Here is a 17707-nt window from a genome sequence, read left to right on the forward strand (position 1 = left end):
GGAACGCCGCGCTTCGGGTCGAATCCGGACCTGTGGACGGCTGTCCTCCGAGTGTCGGTGAGGCCGTCTATCGTTGCGGGGGTGAGCACCGCCCTATACCGCCGCTACAGGCCCGAGACGTTCGCCGAGGTGATCGGCCAGGACCACGTCACGGGCCCCCTCATGCAGGCCCTGCGCAGCGGGAGGGTCAACCACGCCTATCTCTTCAGCGGTCCACGAGGCTGCGGAAAGACCACGTCGGCACGCATCCTCGCCCGCACGCTCAACTGCGCGAAGAACACGCCCGAGACGCCGATCGACACCCCGTGCGGCGAGTGCCCCTCGTGCGTCGAGCTGGCGCGCGGCGGCTCCGGCTCGCTCGACGTGGTGGAGATCGACGCGGCGTCGCACAACGGTGTGGACGACGCGCGTGACCTGCGCGAACGGGCCACGTTCGCCCCGGCTCGCGACCGGTACAAGATCTTCATCCTCGACGAGGCGCACATGGTGACGCCGCAGGGCTTCAACGCGCTGCTGAAGATCGTCGAGGAGCCGCCGCCCCACATCAAGTTCATCTTCGCGACCACGGAGCCGGACAAGGTGATCGGCACCATCCGGTCGCGCACCCACCACTACCCGTTCCGGCTCGTGCCGCCGGACGTGCTGTCCCCGTACCTCGAGCAGCTCTGCGGTGCCGAGGGAGTCGAGGTGGGTGGCGGAGTGCTCCCGCTGGTCACCCGTGCGGGCGGCGGTTCGGTGCGTGACTCCCTGTCCGTGATGGACCAGCTCATCGCCGGGGCCACGGGCGGCGTCGTCGACTACGACCTCGCGGTCGGCCTGCTCGGCTTCACGCACGCGACGCTGCTGGACGACGTCGTGGACGCGCTCGCCGCACGCGACGGGGGATCGATCTTCCGGGTCGTCGACCAGATCATCGCGACGGGGCACGAGCCGCGCCGGTTCGTCGAGGACGTGCTGGAGCGCCTGCGTGACCTCATCGTCATCGGTGTCTCGGGTGACGCTGCCAGTGCCGTGCTGCGAGGCATACCCACCGATCAGCTCGAGCGCATGCGGACCCAGGCGGGACGGCTGGGGGTGGCGGAGCTCTCCCGGGCCGCGGACCTCGTGAACGCCGCCCTCACCGAGATGACGGGCGCCACGTCTCCGCGCCTGCACCTGGAGCTGCTGTGCGCTCGCCTGCTCCTGCCCGGGGCCGACGACGGCACAGCGGGTCTCGCGGCGCGCATCGACCGGCTGGAACGTGGCGGCATCGTGGCGTCCGGGGCGCCGGCCGCGCCCGGGCCGGGCCGCGACGCGGCGCCGGACGGTGCGCCGGCTCCGGAGCCGACGACGGGCGGGCTCGCCGGGGCCGCCGCCGCACGTGCGGTGCTCGACGCACGCAAGAAGCGGGGCGAGCCGGGCCAGCCTGCTGCGCCGGAACCTGCTCGGCCCGAGGCGAAGGCCGCCCCCGCGGCACCTGTCGCCGCGGCAGAGCCCTCGTCCGCAGGCGAAGGCGCTTCCGGGCCCACCGCACGGGCAGAGCCCGAGCCGGAACCCGCGGTTCAGGAGTCCCCAGCGCAGGAGTCCCCAGCACCAGAGTCTCCGGTGCAGCAGGCTCCCGCACGGCCCGTACCGGAGCCGGCCGACGCGTCCGCGTCGGCTGCGCCGTCGGCTGCGCCGGCCTCCGGGTCCCCGGGCGCGGAGCCGGGCGTCACGACGGAGACGGTCCGACGGCGCTGGCCCGAGGTGCTCGGTGCGCTCGCCGCTGCGCGTGTCACGTGGTCGCTCGTCGGGCCGAACGCGCAGGTCGTCGCCCTGGAGGGCAACACGCTGAAGCTGGGCTTCGCTGCCCCTGGCCTGGCGCGTACGTTCTCGAACGCACGGCACACCAGCGCTGTGGAGGAAGCGGTCTACCAGACGCTGGGCATCCGGGTCCGGGTCGAGGCGACTCTCGACGAGGGGCCGGCCGGTGGCGGTGAGGCGAGCGGCGGTGGAACCTCCGGCGGCGGGCCGTCGGGTGGGGCCTCGTCGGGTGGTGGTCCTTCGGGCGGTGGCGCCGGTCCGGCGTCGGGCGAGCCTCGACGCGAGGCCCCGGCACCCACCGCCGCCGCGGCACCCGAGTGGCCCGACGTGCCGCCGCCCGGCGGGCGTGCGGCCACGGTGTCCGCGCCGTCGGCCTCGGCCGATGCGCTGCCCGTCGCCGGCGCTGCCGCGACGGCAGCAGCAGGCGCCGCGGGCGGCGGTCTCTCCGGAAGATCGGCGGCACTGGCGCCGGTGTCGGCCCAGGGGAGTGTCGCGGTCGCCGAACGCCCAGAGCCCTCCCGGCCCGAGCCGTCTGGTCCCGAGCCCGGTCGTCCGGAGCCTGCTCGGCCCGCGGCCAGACCTCCGTCGGCGGCGAGCGCAGCGGACGAGGCATGGCTCTCGGGCGCCAGCGCGACCGAGCCTCCCGCCGACTACGACATGCCGGAGCCCGAGCCCGTCTACGAGGACCAGGCCCCGGCGCCCGCGCGAGCCCCGATGTCGGGGGCGGGCGGAGCGCGCGAGGCGCTACGCCAGGCGAACGAACGCCGGGCGAGAGCGGCGAGCGGTGCTGATGCCGAGCCGCGTCGAGGGACCGCCGCGGGCGCGGCGGCGAGCACGTCCCGGGCGGCGGCCCCGGCCGACGAGCCCGACTTCTACGACGAGCCGTCCGCCGACGACCCGGACATCGCGTCGGCCGGCATGGTCGGGGTGCCGCTCGTGGTGCAGGTCCTGGGCGGCACGGTGATCGACGAGATCGTGGAGCAGCCGTGAGCGGGGACGGCGCCATCGGTCCGATCACGACGCTTCGGATCGTCGCGGCCGTCGTGGAGCGTGCCGACGGGCGGCATCTGCTGGTCCGCAAGCGCGGTACGCAGTCATTCATGCAGGTGGGCGGCAAGATCGAGCCGGGCGAAGCGCCCCTGGCGGCCCTGCTGCGGGAGTTCGAGGAGGAGGTCGGCGTGCGGCTCGAACCGGCCGACATCGAGATCCTCGGCCGGTTCGGTGCGCCGGCCGCCAACGAGCCGGACCACATCGTCGATGCGCACGCCTACCGGGTGCGCCTGCGGCCCGGCACCGAGATCGCGGTGCAGGCCGAGCTCGAGGAGCTGGTGTGGATCGATCCTGCCGACCCGGTCGCGAGCTATCCGCTCGCGCCGTTGTCCCGGGACCTGCTGGTCGCTGCCGGGCACTGAACGTCTCAGCTTTTGCCCTGCTCCGCCCGGTACCGCGCCACGCGCGCGGCCCGCTCGCGCTCCATCCGACGCCGGGGGTCGGTGTCGTCAGCCTGCTCGGCGGGACCGGCGACGTGCAGCAGCAACCAGTTGAGCCGCCACGTGAAGCGGTACCCCAGGGTCAGACCGTCGCGGTTGCGCATGCCGTTCCTCCGTTTAATTGGTGTACAAACAGTTTGCACACAAACTGTTACGCTGGTCAATGTCCGAGAGGAGCCGCATGAACGCCATGTCTCGCGCGGGTGCCGCGTCGCTGTCCGACCTGGAAGGGTCGTCCGGCCTCGACGTCCCTGCGGCAGACCCTGCCGACGGAGGCCAGACCACCCCCGACGACCTCCTGGCCCTCGATCGCCAGGTGTGCTTCGCACTCGCCGTCGCCTCGCGCAGCGTCATCGCGCTGTACCGGCCGCTCCTCGAGCCGATGGGTATCACCCACCCGCAGTACCTGGTCATGCTCGCCCTGTGGGAACGGTCGCCGCTCTCGGTCAAGCAGCTCAGCGGGCTGCTGCAGCTCGACCCCGGCACCTTGTCCCCGCTGCTCAAGCGCCTCGAAGCGATCGGCTACGTCACGCGGCGGCGCGATCCTCGTGACGAACGGGCGCTCGCCGTCGAGCTCACGGAGGAAGGGCGCGCACTGCGGGAGCAGGCGCTCCTCGTACCGCCGGCCATCATGGCGCGCCTGGGGATGTCCGCCGAGGAGCTCACGGCGCTGCACCGCAGCCTCACCCGGGTCATCGCGGCGGCCGCACCATGAGTCGCGGCCGCCTGCACCATGTCGAGCTGTGGGTCCCGTCGCTCGTCCGGGCGGAGCGGTCGTGGGGCTGGCTCCTCGCCAGCCTCGGCTACGTCGAGCACCAGCGCTGGAGCGTCGGGGTGAGCTGGATCCTCGACGGCACCTATGTCGTCGTCGAGCAGAGCCCGGCGCTCGCCGCGGACGCCCACGACCGGCTCGCCCCGGGGATCAACCACGTCGCGTTCCAGGGCGGCACGCGTGACGAGGTGGATCAGCTCGTCGAGGCGGCGCCCGCCCACGGCTGGGCGCTGCTGTTTCCCGACAAGCATCCGCACGCCGGCGGGGCGGACCACTACGCCGCCTATCTGGAGAACGAGGACGGCTACGAGGTCGAGGTCGTCGCGGCCTGAGCGTTCGATGTCAGTCGCTCCTGGAACACTGCGTCGCATGTCCAACAACGTCGTGCTCCGACCTGCACTCGCCCGCTCGGTGGACGAGCTCCGGCTGTTGATCGAGGCCGGAGCCGCAGTCAAGTACCTGCACTTCTGGGGACACCAGCCCGAGACCGATGGCACCGCTGGCAAGGGGAGCTTGAGCCAGTGGTTCGTTGCTCCGTTCGAGGTGGCCGGCGAACGCTACGCCACCGCTGAGCACTGGATGATGGCGGAGAAGGCGCGGCTGTTCCGGGACCCGGATGCCGAGCGGGCGGCGATCGATGCCCCGAACCCGGCTCTGGCCAAGGCCGCCGGGCGGGCCGTCCGCGACTTCGACGGAGACGTCTGGGCGCGCGAGCGGTTCGAGGTCGTGGTGCGGGGCAACGTCCACAAGTTCGCGGCCCACCCGGACCTGCAGGAGTTCCTGCTGCGCACCGGCTCGCGGGTGCTCGTCGAAGCGAGCCCGCGAGACCGGGTCTGGGGGATCGGGATGGGCGCGAAGAACGAGAACGCCGAGAACCCGGCAGCCTGGCGCGGACTCAACGTGCTGGGGTTCGCTCTGATGGAGGCTCGGGAGCGGCTTCGCGCCTGACCGCCCGGCCTTGCCGTGTCAGTGGCTCGTGGAAGAGTCAGGTCCATGGCCAACCTGCAGCTCGCGGAGCTCACTCCCGACAACCTCTTCGGAGCCCTTCGGTTGCCCCCTCAGGCAGCCGACGAGGAGCCGGTGGCGCCGGTCGCCTGGTCGGTCGCGGAGGCCTACGTCAATCCCACCGCCTGGCCCAGGGTCGTTCTCGACGGCGACGAGGTGGTCGGCTTCGTGATGGCGAACTGGAACCCGGACGAGGAGATCCCGGAGTTCCGCGCCGGGATCTGGCGCCTCAACGTGGCACGCGAGGCGCGGATGCGCGGGGTGGGCAGATTTGCCGTCGATCAGGTGGCCGAGGAGGCCCGGCGCCGTGGGCTCGACCGCATCACCGTCCTGTGGGTCCCGGGCCCGGACGGGCCTGAGGAGTTCTACCTGCGCTGCGGCTTCCGGAAGACGGGGAACCATCTGTTCGGGGAGGTGGTGGGGGAGCTGCTGCTCTGACGCTCCCAGGAGCCGAGCCAGTCCTGGATCCCGTCGAGCAGCCGACGCCGCAGCCGGCCGGCGCATGAGAGCTGCCGCACCGCCGGGCACCGGCCCGGCCAGGAAAAGACCGCGACGACACCGTCTTCCGGCCGCTACGTTCCGGAGATGCGCAACATCCCCGCCTCGATGGACCCGGACGTCGTCCGTGCCATCGACGCGCGCCTGGACGGTGTCGAGGAGGAGCAGGGCGTCAGCGTGGTGTGGGCCATCGAGAGCGGAAGCCGCGCATGGGGCTTCCCCTCTCCGGACTCGGACTACGACTGCCGCTTCCTGTACACGCGCCCGGTGGCGGACTACCTGGGACTCCGATCGCGGCGTGACGTGATCGAGACGCCGCTGGACAAGGTCTTCGACGTCAACGGCTGGGACGTGCGCAAGGCCTTCGGGCTGATGGTCAAGGGAAACGCGACGGTGGGGGAGTGGCTGCGCTCGCCGATCGTGTACCGCGGTGACGCGGTCCTTCGCGACGAGCTCGTGGCGCTTGCCCATGACGTGACCGACCGGCATGCGCTGCGGAAGCACTACGTGCACGTGGCCAGGAACAACCTGGCGCTGCTGGCCTCGAGCGGTGTGGCGAAGAAGTTCTTCTACGCCCTGCGTCCGGCGGCCACACTGCGCTGGATGCGCGTGCGAGCGGACTCGGCGCTGCCCCCGATGGACCTGCCGACTCTCGTGGCCGGTGCCGCCGTGCCCGACGACGTCCGGACCGCTGTCGACGAGCTGATCGACCGCAAGTCGCTGACACGGGAGCTGGGCGCCCTGATGGTGCCCGACGTCCTCCTGGACTTCGTCGAGACGGAGCTGCGGCACGCCGAGGCGGAGCCACCGCAGCCGAGGTCGCCAGGAGCGGACGACGCCCGCGCGCGAGCGTGGACGCTGGCCGAGGACGGGTTCCGACGGCTGGTCGGCGTGCCGTCCTGACCGCATGGCGGTCTCCCGCTCCCTGCGTCGTGCCGGGTGCGGAACAATGCCGCGTCGCCGAGCGAAAGGACATGCCCAGCATGTCGCGGATCCTGCCCCGCTCCACCCCAGCGGCCGAGGGGGTCGACCCTGCCGCGGTGCGGCGCCTCGTCGACCGCCTCGACCGCCTCGAGGACGTGCACAGCGTGATGGTGGTGCGGCACGGGCGCGTGCTCGCCGAGGGCTGGTGGCACCCCCACACCGCCGAACGCCCGCACACCATGTTCTCGGTGAGCAAGAGCTTCACGTCGACGGCGGTCGGGACCGCGGTCCACGAGGGGCTGCTGACGCTGGACGACAGGGTGATCGACCTCCTGCCGGACGATGCCCCCGCCGACCCCAGCGAGCTCCTCCGGGCGATGCGTGTGCGCGACCTGCTGACCATGACGACGGGCCACGACGCCTCCACCATGGAGGGCATCGACCGGACCATCTCCCTGCCGGGAGCCCGCTGGGCCCGTACGATCCTGGCGCAGCCGGTGGTGCACGAGCCGGGCACGCACTTCGTGTACAACACGGGTGCCACCTACCTGCTGTCGGCCATCCTGCACCGGCTCACGGGGGAGCGCCTGCTCGACTACCTGACGCCGCGTCTCCTGGCGCCGCTCGGCATCACGCACGCCGCATGGGAGCAGGACCCGGACGGTATCGACACCGGCGGGTTCGGGCTGTCGATCACCACCGAGGAGATGGCGGCGTTCGGCCAGCTCTACCTGCAGGGCGGCGTCTGGGAGGGCAAGCAGCTCGTCCCCGCGGAGTGGGTGTCGGCCGCGACGGCGCGGCAGGTGCCGAACGGTCCGCACGACTGGCCCGAGTGGAGCCAGGGCTACGGCTACCAGTTCTGGCAGTGCCGGCACGGCGCCTACCGGGCCGACGGCGCGTTCGGGCAGTACGTCGTGGTCTGGCCGGAGAAGGACCTGGTGATCGTCATGACGTCGGGCCTCGCGGACCTGCAGTCGGTGCTCGACGTGGTCTGGGAGACGTTGCTGCCCGACTATGTCTGGGTCACGCCCACGGCCGCCGAGACGCGGGCGCTCGAGGACGCGGACGTCGCCGCCCCGCTGGAGCTTGCGCTGCGCACGCCCGTGGGGGCGGAGTCGTCCCCGGTGGAGGAGTCGCTCCTGGGCGTGACCTACGACCTCGAACCGAACCCGCGGGGCTTCACCGCTCTCACGCTGGGCCGCGACGCCGACGGTCGCACCGAGATCGCCCTCACGGTCGACGGATCGGACCTCGTGGTGCGGTTCGGTCACGAGGAGTGGAGTCCGGGAACCTGTTCGCTCCAGGGCGCACCGGCCGACGTCGCGACCGCGGCGGCCTGGACCGACGAGCTCACGCTGCACGGCCGGATGGTGTTCGTCGGCACCCCGTTCGAGCTGCGCCTGGAGCTGCGGTTCGCCGGTGAGGACGTGGCCGTGCGGATCGACCAGAACGTGGCCTTCGGCGAGTGCGGCGTGCTGAACGTGCTCGGGAGGGCGCGTCGGGACCGACAGCAGGTTCATCCCACGGGCTGACGGCCCGGGGGCCCGAGCCACGCTAGTGTCCCGGCATGACCCCAGACGGTGGTATCCGCGCGCAGGGCGTGCGGCGTTCTTTCGGCCCGGTGCACGCGGTGGCTGATGTCGACCTGGTCGCCGCACCTGGTCGGGTCACCGCGCTCATCGGCCCCAACGGGTCGGGCAAGACGACCCTTCTCCTCATGCTCGCCGGCCTCCTGGCGCCGGACGCGGGCAGCATCCGCATCGCCGGCGCGGACCCGGTCGCCGAGAGCTACGTGGCGCGTTCGCGGACCGGCTGGATGCCCGACGTCTTCGGCACGTGGGACTCCCTCACGGCGCGCGAGGTGCTGACCACCGTCGCGGCGGCGTACCGGATCGACGCCGCCGCCGGCCGGGACCGCGCGAGCGAGCTGCTGGAGCTGGTGCACCTGTCGGAGCTGGCCGACCAGCCCGCGCACGTCCTGTCCCGCGGCCAGAAGCAGCGGCTCGGCCTGGCCCGTGCGCTGGTGCACGACCCCGACGTCCTGCTCCTCGACGAGCCCGCCTCGGGCCTGGACCCGCGCTCCCGTGTGGACCTGCGCGTGCTCCTCCGTCACCTCGCGGCCGAGGGCAAGACGATCCTGGTCTCCTCGCACGTGCTCACCGAGCTCGACGAGATGGCCGACGACGCGGTGTTCATCTCGGGCGGCCGCACCGTCGACACCCGGTCCGTCGCCGACGGCGACCGCCCGCGGACGTGGCGCCTGACCGGCCTGGACCCCGCGGCGCTCGCGGCCTGGCTGGACGAGAACGGTCCCGCCTACCACCAGGAGGCCGACGGGACCGGGCTGCTCGTCGAGCTGTCGGGGGACGCGGCGGCCGCGGCGCTGCTGCGGTCGGCGGTCGAGGGCGGCGTCGCCGTCTCGAGCCTGGCCCCCGCGGGTGGCGTGCTGGAACAGGCCTACCTGGCACTCGAGGAGGAGCGACGATGAGCGTTGACGTGGAGGTCGTCGGGTCCGCACCGGCCGACGGCGGAGCAGCCCGCGGTCGCGGCACCTGGTCCCTGTCCTGGCACGGTCTGCGCACCGTGACCGTGCTGGAGCTGCGCCAGCGGGTGCGCTCGACACGATGGAAGACCGCACTGATCGTCTGGTTCGCGGTGGTCGGCCTGATCACCCTGCTGACCACTGGCGCGTTCCAGATGCTCTCGGACGACTCCGGCCTGGGCGGCGGCGAATCGTTCGGCGGGACGGTCTACAGCATCGTCGTCGGGTTCGTGCTGTTCCTGGGGCTGCTGGTGGCGCCGACCCTGTCGTCGGGGGCGATCAACGGCGACCGGAACGCCGGCACGCTCGCGACGTTGCAGGTCACCCTGCTCTCGCCGGCCGAGATCGTGCTGGGCAAGCTCGCCGCGTCCTGGATCGCGGCGCTCGCGTTCCTCGTGGCGAGCATCCCGTTCCTCGTGTGGGCGCTGGTCGGGGGCGGGGTGCACTGGCTCGCGCTGCTGACCACGGTGCTCATGCTGGCGCTGGTGCTCGGCGTCGTCTGTGCCATCGGGCTGGGCTTCTCGGCCCTGGTGAGCAAGACGTCGGGGTCGGCGGTGCTGACCTACCTGACCATCGGGGCCGTCACGGTGGCGCTGCCGATCCTGTTCGGCCTGCTCGTGCCCGTCACCAGCACCACGGAGAAGGTCGAGGTGTGGGACGTCGAGACCGGGTACACCTGGGAGGAGACCACCGCACCCGAGTGCGAGTGGCGCACGCACGAGCTGCCCGTGTGGCACAGCGAGCGCACCTGGTGGCTGCTGGCCCCGAACCCGTTCGTCGTGGTCGCTGACGCACAGCCTCTCAACGGCAACGTCGAGGCCCTGGCCAACGACGGCAACATGCTCGCGATGCTGCAGTACGGCGTCCGGTACGCGCGGACCGGCGACACAGGACCGCAGGACTGGTGCAGCGACTACGTGTACGAGAACGGCCGGGAGGTCCAGCCCGACTCCCCGGTGGAACCGGTCCAGGTCACCGACCAGCTCGTCTGGCCGTGGGGCCTCGGTTTCGACCTGCTGCTCGGCGCGGCGGGCGTGTTCGTGGCGGTGAACCGCCTGCGGATCCCGACGGCCGAGCTGCCGCAGGGCACCAGGGTCGCCTGAGCTCAGGAGTGGAGGGCGTCGTACTCCGCCTCGGCGGCTACGTCGTCCTCCACGTCGAGGCGTACGTGCGCCAGCAGGCCCTGCAGCACTCGCAGGGCGGACGCCGCGCGCTCGCCCCACAGCGAGAAGTAGGAGAACTGCCACCACCACAGCGCCTCGAGCTCGTGGCCGCTGTCGAAGTGCTGCAGGCCCTTGGCCAGCGCCTCGGCGACGCACGCGAGGTCGCCGGACAGCGACGCGGAACCGGTCTCCTCGCCCAGCACCGGGTCCACGACCTCGGTGTAGTCGTCGAACCCGTCGAACATCTTGGACAGCGCCTCACGGAGCGGGTCGAGGTCGGTGTCAGGGCCGGCGTCCGGCTCGTACCGCTCCTTGGGCACCACGTCCACGATCGCCGCGAGCCGGGCACCGGCCGCGAGCAGATCGGACGTCGCGAGAGTGAGTAGCGAGAGCTCCGCCCCCGGCATGCCTCCGGACGCGACCTGGGTCACCGTCGACAGGAACGTCCGTGCCTGTGCGGACACCTGGTCTGCGACCTCGCGGAGGTCCGACCCAGGGGTTATCTCACTCATCGTGATCCCACCTACTTGTCGTTGCCGATGACACGGCGGCCTTCGAACGCGCGACCGAGCGTCACCTCGTCCGCGTACTCCAAGTCTCCACCCACGGGGAGACCCGAGGCCAGCCGCGAGACAGTGATACCCATGTGGGCCATCAGTCGGGAAAGATAGGTCGCCGTGGCCTCACCCTCGACGTTCGGGTCGGTGGCGAGGATGACCTCCTGCACCGTCCCGTCCGCGAGCCGGGCCAGGAGCTCGCTGATGCGCAGGTCGTCCGGACCGACGTTCTCGATCGGGTTGATGGCACCGCCGAGCACGTGATAGCGACCACGGAACTCGCGCGTGCGCTCGATGGCGACCACGTCCTTGGGCTCCTCGACGACGCAGATCACGTCGTCGCTGCGCCGCGGGTCGAGGCAGACACGGCAGCGCTCGGCCTCGGCCACGTTGCCGCACAGCTCGCAGAACTGGACGCGGAGCTTCACCTCGGTGAGTGCGTCGACCAGCCGCTTGACCTCCTGGTTGTCGGTCGCGAGCAGGTGGAACGCGATGCGTTGCGCGCTCTTGGGCCCGACGCCGGGAAGCCGGCCGAGCTCGTCGATCAGGTCTTGGACCGCGCCTTCGTACACAAGAGGTCAGCCTACGGGTCGCCACCCACATCCGGACTGCCGGGACTGGTACGTTCCCCGCGTGACAGGACCCGAGGTGCGTACCGGGAAGTTCCTCACCGCGCAGTGGCGGCGGCTGGTGATGCTCAGCTACGAGACCGATCCCGCGGTCCTGCGGCCGCTCGTGCCGCACGGTGTCGAGCTCGACACGTGGGACGGCAGGCACTTCGTGAGCGCCGTCGGGTTCCAGTTCCTCGACACCCGCCTGCTCGGCGTGCCGGTCCCCTTCCACCGGCACTTCGACGAGATCAACCTGCGGTTCTACGTCCGCCGCCGCGCGGACGACGGATGGCGGCGCGGTGTCGTCTTCGTCAAGGAGATCGTGCCCCGCCCCGCGCTGGCCGCTGTCGCGCGCGCCGTCTACGGCGAGAAGTACGTGGCCCGGCCGATGCGGCACCGGATCGACCTGCACGACGGCGAGGTCGCGTCCGGCGGCCTGGTCGAGTACTCCTGGCGTGACGCCGGGGCCTGGCACCACGTCCGCGCCACCACCGAGGGCGCCGCGCGCCAGCCCGTCGAGGGGTCCCAGGAGGAGTTCATCACCGAGCACTACTGGGGCTACGCCGCACAGCGCGGCGGCGGTTCCGTCGAGTACCGGGTCGAGCACCCGAGCTGGAGCGTCTGGCAGGCCCGCGAGCCGTCGTTCGAGTGCGACGTCGAGCAGGTCTACGGCCGTCGGTTCGTCGAGAGCCTCGCCGCCGAACCGACGTCGGCGTTCATCGCCGACGGCTCCCTGGTCACCGTCCGCCGCGGCAGCGCCTTCTAGGCACAATGCACCCGTGCCCGAACTCGATCTCCTCACCATCGTCCTCCTCCTGCTCGCCGGCCTCGCCGCCGGCTGGGTCGATGCCGTGGTGGGCGGCGGCGGGCTGATCCAGCTGCCCGCGCTCCTGCTCGTCCCGGGCATCAGCCCCGTGCAGGCCCTGGCGACCAACAAGCTCGGCAGCATCATGGGCACCTCCACCAGCGCCATCACGTACTACCGGCGGGTCCAGCCCGACCTGCGCACCGCCGGGCCGATGGCGCTCGCCGCCCTGGCCGGAGCGTTCGGCGGCGCCATCGGCGCCGCACACATGCCGGAGCAGCTCTTCAAGCCGATGATCCTCGTCGTGCTCGTCGGCGTCCTGGCCTGGACGCTGCTCAAGCCGAACGTCGGCCAGCACGACAACCTGCGGTGGGTCGGTAACGGGCACAAACGGATCGCCGCCGTGATCGGCCTGCTGATCGGTGCCTACGACGGGCTGCTCGGCCCGGGCACCGGCACGTTCCTGGTCATCAGCCTCGTGAGCGCCCTCGGGTACTCGTTCCTCCCGGCGTCGGCCATCGCGAAGATCGTGAACTTCGCGACCAACGCGGGCGCCCTGATCTTCTTCGTGCCGAGCGGAGCCGTCATCTGGAGCCTCGGCCTCGGTCTGGGCGTGGCGAACCTCGTCGGCGCCTACATCGGGGCCAGGATGGCGGTGGCCAAGGGCTCGAAGTTCGTCCGTGTGGTGTTCGTCATAGTGGTCGGTGCGCTGATCGCCCGCCTGGCCTGGGACGTCTTCGCCTGACGACCCGCCCGCCCCGGGCTCATGACGTGGGACGGACTACCCCTGGGATCACCAAGCGTCTACCATCGACCCGCAAACCCAACCACCCGGCGGACCGTTGAGACAGACGGCGGCCGGCAACGGAAGGCAGGCGCATGGCACTTGTCGTGCAGAAGTACGGCGGATCCTCGGTCGGGGACGCGCGCAGCGTGAAGCGCGTCGCGAAGCGGATCGCCGAAGCGAAGAGGGCTGGCAACGACGTCGTCGTCGTGGTGAGCGCCATGGGCGACACCACGGACGAGCTCCTCGACCTCGCGCAGCAGATCACCCCGCTCCCGCCCAAGCGGGAGCTCGACATCCTCCTCACCGCGGGCGAGCGCATCTCCATGTCGCTCCTGGCGATGGCGATCACCAACCTGGGCGTGAAGGCCAAGTCCTACACCGGCCAGCAGGCGGGTCTCATCACCGACGCGGTGCACGGACGGGCACGGATCGTCGACGTCGTACCGCACCGCATCCGCGAGACCCTGAACAAGGGGCAGGTCGCGATCGTGGCCGGTTTCCAGGGCGTCACCCAGTCGACGAACGACGTCACGACCCTCGGGCGGGGCGGTTCCGACACCACCGCGGTGGCGCTCGCGGCCGGCCTCGACGCCGACGTCTGCGAGATCTACACGGACGTGGACGGCGTCTTCACCGCCGACCCGCGCATCGTGCCCAACGCCCGGAAGATCGAGTGGGCCTCCTACGAGGAGATGCTCGAGCTCGCGGCCTGCGGTGCCAAGGTGCTCGCGCTGCGTAGCGTGGAGTACGCGCGGCGGTACAACGTGCCGATCCACGTGCGCAGCTCGTTCAGCGCGCACGACGGCACACGCGTGAGCTCAGAGGACATGAAGCCCCAGAAGTTGAAGGAGAGCACCATGGAAGCCGCGATCATCTCCGGTGTGGCGCACGACCGGTCCGAGTCGAAGATCACCGTCGTCGACGTGCCGGACGTGCCGGGCTCGGCCTCCCGCATCTTCGAGGTCGTGGCCCGCACGGGCGCGAACATCGACATGATCGTGCAGAACGTGTCGGCCGCGTCCACCGGTCTGACCGACATCTCGTTCACGCTGCCGGGCTCGGACGGCCCGGCCACGATGGCGGCCCTCACCGCCGTGCAGGCGGAGCTCGGGTTCGACTCGCTGCAGTTCGACGACCAGATCGGCAAGCTGTCTCTCGTGGGTGCCGGCATGAAGTCGCACCCGGGTGTCTCGGCACGGCTCTTCGCCGCGCTGCGGGACGCCGGCATCAACATCGAGATGATCTCCACCTCGGAGATCCGGATCTCGGTGGTGACCCGTGCCGACTCGCTCGACGACGCCGTGCGTGCCGTGCACACCGCCTTCGGGCTCGACGGTGCCGACGGCGAGGCAGTCGTCTACGCGGGAACGGGGCGCTGACATGACTCAGATCTCCGACCAGGGCGTGAACGTCGCCGTCGCCGGTGCCACCGGCCAGGTGGGGGCCGTGATGCGGCGCCTGCTGGAGGAGCGGGACTTCCCCGTGGCCTCGATCCGGTTCTTCGCGTCCGCGCGCTCCGCGGGCAGCACCCTGCCGTTCGCCGGGGTGGACGTGCCGGTGGAGGACCTCGCCGCGACGGCGACGGACGACCTCGCCGACATCGACATCGCCCTCTTCTCCGCCGGCGGTGGCACGTCGCGCGAGCACGCGCCGCGGTTCGCGGAGGCGGGCGCGCTCGTCGTGGACAACTCGTCGGCCTGGCGGCTCGACCCCGAGGTCCCGCTCGTCGTCTCCGAGGTGAACCCGGAGACGATCAGCGAGGCGGCCAAGGGCATCGTGGCCAACCCGAACTGCACGACGATGGCCGCGATGCCGGTTCTCTCCCCGCTGGCGAAGGCCGCGGGGCTGGAGCGGCTGCGCGTGGCGACCTACCAGGCGGTGTCGGGTTCCGGCCTGTCCGGCGTGGAGGAGCTGGCCGGGCAGGTGCGCTCGGGTGTCGAGCAGGGCCTCGAGGGCCTGGTGCACGACGGCGGGTCCGTCGACCTGCCGGACCCCAAGCAGTACGTGGCCCCCATCGCGTTCAACGTGCTCCCGCTGGCCGGCAACCTGGTCGACGACGGCTCGGGCGAGACCGACGAGGAGCAGAAGCTCCGCAACGAGTCCCGCAAGATCCTGGGCCTGCCCGACCTGGCGGTGGCCGGCACCTGCGTGCGCGTGCCGGTGTTCACCGGGCACTCGCTGTCGATCCACGCGGAGTTCGGGCGAGCCATCACCCCGGACGAGGCCCGCAAGCTGCTGGCTGGCGCTCCGGGTGTCCAGCTGGCCGACGTCCCGACGCCGCTCGCGGCGGCCGGCGTCGACCCGTCCCTGGTGGGCCGCATCCGGCAGGACCAGTCCGTCCCGGACGGCCGCGGCCTGGTCCTGTTCGTCAGCAACGACAACCTCCGCAAGGGCGCAGCCCTGAACACCATCCAGATCGCCGAGCTCATCGCGGCCGACCTGGCTGAGCTGGCGACCCTCGACGCCGCGGAGGCCGCCGACACATAGGCCTCCGCCGGACGGACGCTCCAGGGGGGCGGGACAGACCTGGTCTGTTCCGCCCCCCTTTGCCGTGCCCGGACGCACTTGCGCTCAAGGCAGCAACCGTGGTTCATTAGTCAAGTAATGAACCAACGGAGGGGGTGAGCCGGTGTTCGACGGACCCGAGCCGATCTACGTCCAGATCGCGCAGATGATCCGCGCGCAGGTACTCGCCGGTGAGCTGAAGGAGGAGGAACAGGTCATGTCCACCACGCAGTTCGCGACGACGTTCCGCATCAACCCGGCCACCGCCCAGAAGGCGTTCGCCGGTCTGGTCGAGGAGGGCGTGCTCTACAAGCGTCGCGGTCTCGGGATGTTCGTCGCGCCGAAGGCCAGGGAGCGCCTGCTCGACGACCACCGCAACCGCTACTTCGAGGAGGTCCTGGCGCCGGCGCTGCAGGAGGCCGACGTCCTCGGTATCTCGACGGACGAGGTCGTCGCGTACGTCCTCGGCGCCGTCGGCCGCCGGAAGCACACCACGGAGGAGTCATGACGATCACCGCACCTTTCGGCGCCCGGCTGGACGACGTCGTCGTCCGGTTCGACCGCGGACGCAGGCTGCTGCCCGACGGCACCCTGGTCAAGGACGAGGCCGGTACCGGCCTCGACGGCGCCACGCTGACGATCCGGCCGGGGACCATCACCGGGGTGCTCGGCCGCAACGGCGCGGGCAAGACGACGATGCTCTCGCTGCTGGCGGCGTTCAGCCGGCCCACGAGCGGCACGGTCGTCGTCGGGCCAGAGGGCGAGCAGGAGGACCCGTGGGAGAACCCCTGGATCACCTCGGGCACGCAGCTTGTCCGGGAGAGCGGCGACCTGCTGAACGACGAGAAGGTCGCCACCTCCCTCAAGTACTACGCCGACATGCGTTCGTCCTGGAGCGCGGAGACGGCCGAGCGGCTCCTGGACCTGTTCGAGGTCGACGCCCGCAAGAAGCCGACAGCCCTGTCGCGCGGCAAGCGGTCGGCGGTCGGGGCCACCATCGGCCTGGCCACGCGTGCGCCGCTGACCATCTTCGACGAGGTGTACCTCGGGATGGACGCGCCCACGCGGTACGCGTTCTACGACGAGCTCCTCGCCGACTACGCCGAGCACCCGCGCACGATCCTGCTGTCCAGCCACCTGGTCGAGGAGGTCGAGCGGCTGTTCGAGGACGTCGTCGTCATCGACCGCGGGCGGGTGCTGCTGGCCGAGCCCGCCGACGAGATGCGGTCGCGCGGGTTCAGCCTCACGGGCACAAAGGACGCCGTCGAACGGGTCGCGGGCGGACGCCGGGCGCTGCACCGCCAGCAGCTCGGGGCGACAGTCCAGGTCACGCTCGAGGGCGCGCTCGACGACGCCGAGCTGGCCGAGGCCCGGGAGGCCGGCGTCGAGGTCGGCGCCGTCCCGGTGCAGGACCTGTTCGTCCGTCTCACCGACCCGAGAAGCGTGTCGTCATGACGGCGACCGGCACGGTCGCCGCGGGCGCCGACCGGGACCTGCTGCTCCGCGACGCCGAGCGGCGCACCGTCCGGGCCGCCGCCGGGGCCTCGGCGCGCGTCATCCGCACCATCGGCGGCTGGTACTGGCTGATCTTCGCGGTGGTTGCGGCGACGATCGCCGTGCTGACGACCCGGTACGGCTCGGGGCTGGACGAGGCGGTGCTTGACAGCCAGATGGGCGGCTCCTCCCGGTGGGTCGTGCTGGTGCTCGGGATGATCGTTCCCGCCGCCTACCTGCGGCTGCACCTCGCCGCCGGCGGTACCCGCGCCACGCTCGTGGCCGGCACGATCCGCGGTGCGCTGGCGGGCGGCTTGCTGATCGGCGCGATGACCGCGGTCTACCTGACCGGCGAGCGCGCGCTGTTCGCCGCGCTCGGCCTGACCTGGACGCGCGAGTTCGGGCCGCCGGCCGACGGTTGGGCAGGCATCGCCCTGACGATCCTGACCGAGGCCCTCGTCGTCGCCACGTACTACCTGGTCGGCGCCACGATCGCGGCCGGCTACCGCCGTCTCGGCGTCGTCCCGGGGACCCTCTACGTCGTGGTCGCGCTCGTCCCGGCGGCGCTGGTGGACCTCGTGACGCACACCGGCGTCACGGCCGTCGTGGTCGGCCTGCACAACCTGCCTGACGGCGTCGGCGGCGTCCTGCTCGCGCCGGCCGGCGGGCTCGTCACCGTCGCACTGGCCGCCTGGCTGTTCCGGCTGCCGCTACGGACGGTCGCCCTGCGACCGTCCGCCTGAGGAGGACCGCAGATGTCCGCAACGACCGT

The 17707-nt window shown here is 71.6% G+C and carries 20 protein-coding genes; 17 read left to right on the top strand and 3 right to left on the bottom strand.

The window, feature by feature from the left end; genetic code table 11:
- Positions 1-81: 81 nt before the first annotated feature.
- Complete coding sequence (locus LUM46_RS14700; protein ID WP_274994848.1) at positions 82-2772, top strand: DNA polymerase III subunit gamma and tau; 2691 nt, start codon at positions 82-84, stop codon at positions 2770-2772.
- Positions 2769-3194: an NUDIX hydrolase gene (locus LUM46_RS14705; protein ID WP_274994849.1), complete on the top strand. Its 426-nt coding sequence runs from the start codon at positions 2769-2771 to the stop codon at positions 3192-3194. Before LUM46_RS14700 ends, LUM46_RS14705 begins: the two co-directional genes overlap by 4 nt.
- Positions 3195-3199: 5 nt before the next feature.
- On the opposite strand, the gene LUM46_RS14710 is transcribed toward LUM46_RS14705, so the two are convergent.
- Positions 3200-3376, bottom strand: a complete 177-nt coding sequence (locus LUM46_RS14710; protein WP_274994850.1) for a hypothetical protein — start codon at positions 3374-3376, stop codon at positions 3200-3202.
- A gap of 77 nt (positions 3377-3453) precedes the next feature.
- Between LUM46_RS14710 and LUM46_RS14715 the strand changes: the two genes are divergently transcribed.
- The 8 genes from LUM46_RS14715 (at position 3454) to LUM46_RS14750 (ending at position 10116) form a co-directional block, all read left to right on the top strand.
- The gene (locus LUM46_RS14715; protein WP_274994851.1) at positions 3454-3987 is read left to right on the top strand and encodes a MarR family winged helix-turn-helix transcriptional regulator; all 534 of its coding nucleotides are present in this window, start codon (positions 3454-3456) and stop codon (positions 3985-3987) included.
- The gene (locus LUM46_RS14720; RefSeq protein WP_274994852.1) at positions 3984-4376 is read left to right on the top strand and encodes a VOC family protein; all 393 of its coding nucleotides are present in this window, start codon (positions 3984-3986) and stop codon (positions 4374-4376) included. Before LUM46_RS14715 ends, LUM46_RS14720 begins: the two co-directional genes overlap by 4 nt.
- 37 nt (positions 4377-4413) lie before the next feature.
- Positions 4414-4992 carry an NADAR family protein gene (locus LUM46_RS14725; RefSeq protein ID WP_274994853.1) on the top strand — a complete coding sequence of 193 codons (579 nt, stop codon included), beginning with the start codon at positions 4414-4416 and terminating at the stop codon, positions 4990-4992.
- Between the two features lie 45 nt (positions 4993-5037).
- Complete coding sequence (locus LUM46_RS14730; protein ID WP_274994855.1) at positions 5038-5487, top strand: GNAT family N-acetyltransferase; 450 nt, start codon at positions 5038-5040, stop codon at positions 5485-5487.
- Positions 5488-5634: 147 nt separating this feature from the next.
- Entirely contained in the window at positions 5635-6450 is an 816-nt protein-coding gene (locus tag LUM46_RS14735) for a nucleotidyltransferase domain-containing protein (RefSeq protein ID WP_274994856.1), read from the top strand.
- 71 nt (positions 6451-6521) lie between these two features.
- Positions 6522-8003, top strand: a complete 1482-nt coding sequence (locus LUM46_RS14740; protein WP_274994858.1) for a serine hydrolase domain-containing protein — start codon at positions 6522-6524, stop codon at positions 8001-8003.
- A gap of 35 nt (positions 8004-8038) precedes the next feature.
- Entirely contained in the window at positions 8039-8959 is a 921-nt protein-coding gene (locus LUM46_RS14745; protein ID WP_274994859.1) for an ABC transporter ATP-binding protein, read from the top strand.
- Positions 8956-10116, top strand: a complete 1161-nt coding sequence (locus LUM46_RS14750) for an ABC transporter permease (RefSeq protein WP_274994860.1) — start codon at positions 8956-8958, stop codon at positions 10114-10116. Before LUM46_RS14745 ends, LUM46_RS14750 begins: the two co-directional genes overlap by 4 nt.
- A gap of 2 nt (positions 10117-10118) precedes the next feature.
- On the opposite strand, the gene LUM46_RS14755 is transcribed toward LUM46_RS14750, so the two are convergent.
- Complete coding sequence (locus LUM46_RS14755; RefSeq protein WP_274994862.1) at positions 10119-10688, bottom strand: DUF5063 domain-containing protein; 570 nt, start codon at positions 10686-10688, stop codon at positions 10119-10121.
- A gap of 11 nt (positions 10689-10699) precedes the next feature.
- On the bottom strand, positions 10700-11305 hold the full coding sequence (gene recR, locus LUM46_RS14760; RefSeq protein ID WP_274994865.1) for a recombination mediator RecR: 606 nt from the start codon (positions 11303-11305) through the stop codon (positions 10700-10702).
- A 61-nt stretch (positions 11306-11366) separates the two neighbouring features.
- Between recR and LUM46_RS14765 the strand changes: the two genes are divergently transcribed.
- The 7 genes from LUM46_RS14765 to LUM46_RS14795 all read left to right on the top strand — a co-directional run bounded on the left by LUM46_RS14765 (position 11367) and on the right by LUM46_RS14795 (position 17678).
- On the top strand, positions 11367-12110 hold the full coding sequence (locus LUM46_RS14765) for a YqjF family protein (RefSeq protein WP_274994867.1): 744 nt from the start codon (positions 11367-11369) through the stop codon (positions 12108-12110).
- Positions 12111-12123: 13 nt separating this feature from the next.
- Positions 12124-12894: a TSUP family transporter gene (locus LUM46_RS14770; protein WP_274994869.1), complete on the top strand. Its 771-nt coding sequence runs from the start codon at positions 12124-12126 to the stop codon at positions 12892-12894.
- Positions 12895-13028: 134 nt separating this feature from the next.
- Positions 13029-14315 (top strand): aspartate kinase, encoded by a 1287-nt coding sequence (locus tag LUM46_RS14775; protein WP_274994870.1) that lies wholly within the window; start codon positions 13029-13031, stop codon positions 14313-14315.
- Between the two features lies 1 nt (position 14316).
- Complete coding sequence (locus LUM46_RS14780) at positions 14317-15423, top strand: aspartate-semialdehyde dehydrogenase (protein WP_274994872.1); 1107 nt, start codon at positions 14317-14319, stop codon at positions 15421-15423.
- Positions 15424-15565: 142 nt separating this feature from the next.
- Positions 15566-15949: a GntR family transcriptional regulator gene (locus LUM46_RS14785; protein WP_274994873.1), complete on the top strand. Its 384-nt coding sequence runs from the start codon at positions 15566-15568 to the stop codon at positions 15947-15949.
- Entirely contained in the window at positions 15946-16896 is a 951-nt protein-coding gene (locus LUM46_RS14790) for an ATP-binding cassette domain-containing protein (protein WP_274994875.1), read from the top strand. The genes LUM46_RS14785 and LUM46_RS14790 overlap by 4 nt, the downstream gene beginning before the upstream one ends.
- The gene (locus LUM46_RS14795) at positions 16893-17678 is read left to right on the top strand and encodes a hypothetical protein (RefSeq protein ID WP_274994876.1); all 786 of its coding nucleotides are present in this window, start codon (positions 16893-16895) and stop codon (positions 17676-17678) included. Before LUM46_RS14790 ends, LUM46_RS14795 begins: the two co-directional genes overlap by 4 nt.
- Positions 17679-17707 lie beyond the last annotated feature (29 nt).

This window comes from Promicromonospora iranensis, assembly GCF_028994805.1.
Lineage (GTDB): Bacteria > Actinomycetota > Actinomycetes > Actinomycetales > Cellulomonadaceae > Promicromonospora > Promicromonospora iranensis.

Bases quoted from the DNA above. Each gene is read 5' to 3' on its own strand.
- LUM46_RS14745 (WP_274994859.1), top strand. From the start codon at position 8,039: ATGACCCCAGACGGTGGTATCCGCGCGCAGGGCGTGCGGCGTTCTTTC.
- LUM46_RS14720 (WP_274994852.1), top strand. From the start codon at position 3,984: ATGAGTCGCGGCCGCCTGCACCATGTCGAGCTGTGGGTCCCGTCGCTC.
- LUM46_RS14730 (WP_274994855.1), top strand. From the start codon at position 5,038: ATGGCCAACCTGCAGCTCGCGGAGCTCACTCCCGACAACCTCTTCGGA.
- LUM46_RS14780 (WP_274994872.1), top strand. From the start codon at position 14,317: ATGACTCAGATCTCCGACCAGGGCGTGAACGTCGCCGTCGCCGGTGCC.
- LUM46_RS14750 (WP_274994860.1), top strand. From the start codon at position 8,956: ATGAGCGTTGACGTGGAGGTCGTCGGGTCCGCACCGGCCGACGGCGGA.
- LUM46_RS14740 (WP_274994858.1), top strand. From the start codon at position 6,522: ATGCCCAGCATGTCGCGGATCCTGCCCCGCTCCACCCCAGCGGCCGAG.
- LUM46_RS14715 (WP_274994851.1), top strand. From the start codon at position 3,454: ATGAACGCCATGTCTCGCGCGGGTGCCGCGTCGCTGTCCGACCTGGAA.
- LUM46_RS14725 (WP_274994853.1), top strand. From the start codon at position 4,414: ATGTCCAACAACGTCGTGCTCCGACCTGCACTCGCCCGCTCGGTGGAC.
- LUM46_RS14790 (WP_274994875.1), top strand. From the start codon at position 15,946: ATGACGATCACCGCACCTTTCGGCGCCCGGCTGGACGACGTCGTCGTC.
- LUM46_RS14775 (WP_274994870.1), top strand. From the start codon at position 13,029: ATGGCACTTGTCGTGCAGAAGTACGGCGGATCCTCGGTCGGGGACGCG.
- LUM46_RS14735 (WP_274994856.1), top strand. From the start codon at position 5,635: ATGCGCAACATCCCCGCCTCGATGGACCCGGACGTCGTCCGTGCCATC.
- LUM46_RS14795 (WP_274994876.1), top strand. From the start codon at position 16,893: ATGACGGCGACCGGCACGGTCGCCGCGGGCGCCGACCGGGACCTGCTG.
- LUM46_RS14710 (WP_274994850.1), bottom strand. From the start codon at position 3,376: ATGCGCAACCGCGACGGTCTGACCCTGGGGTACCGCTTCACGTGGCGG.
- LUM46_RS14755 (WP_274994862.1), bottom strand. From the start codon at position 10,688: ATGAGTGAGATAACCCCTGGGTCGGACCTCCGCGAGGTCGCAGACCAG.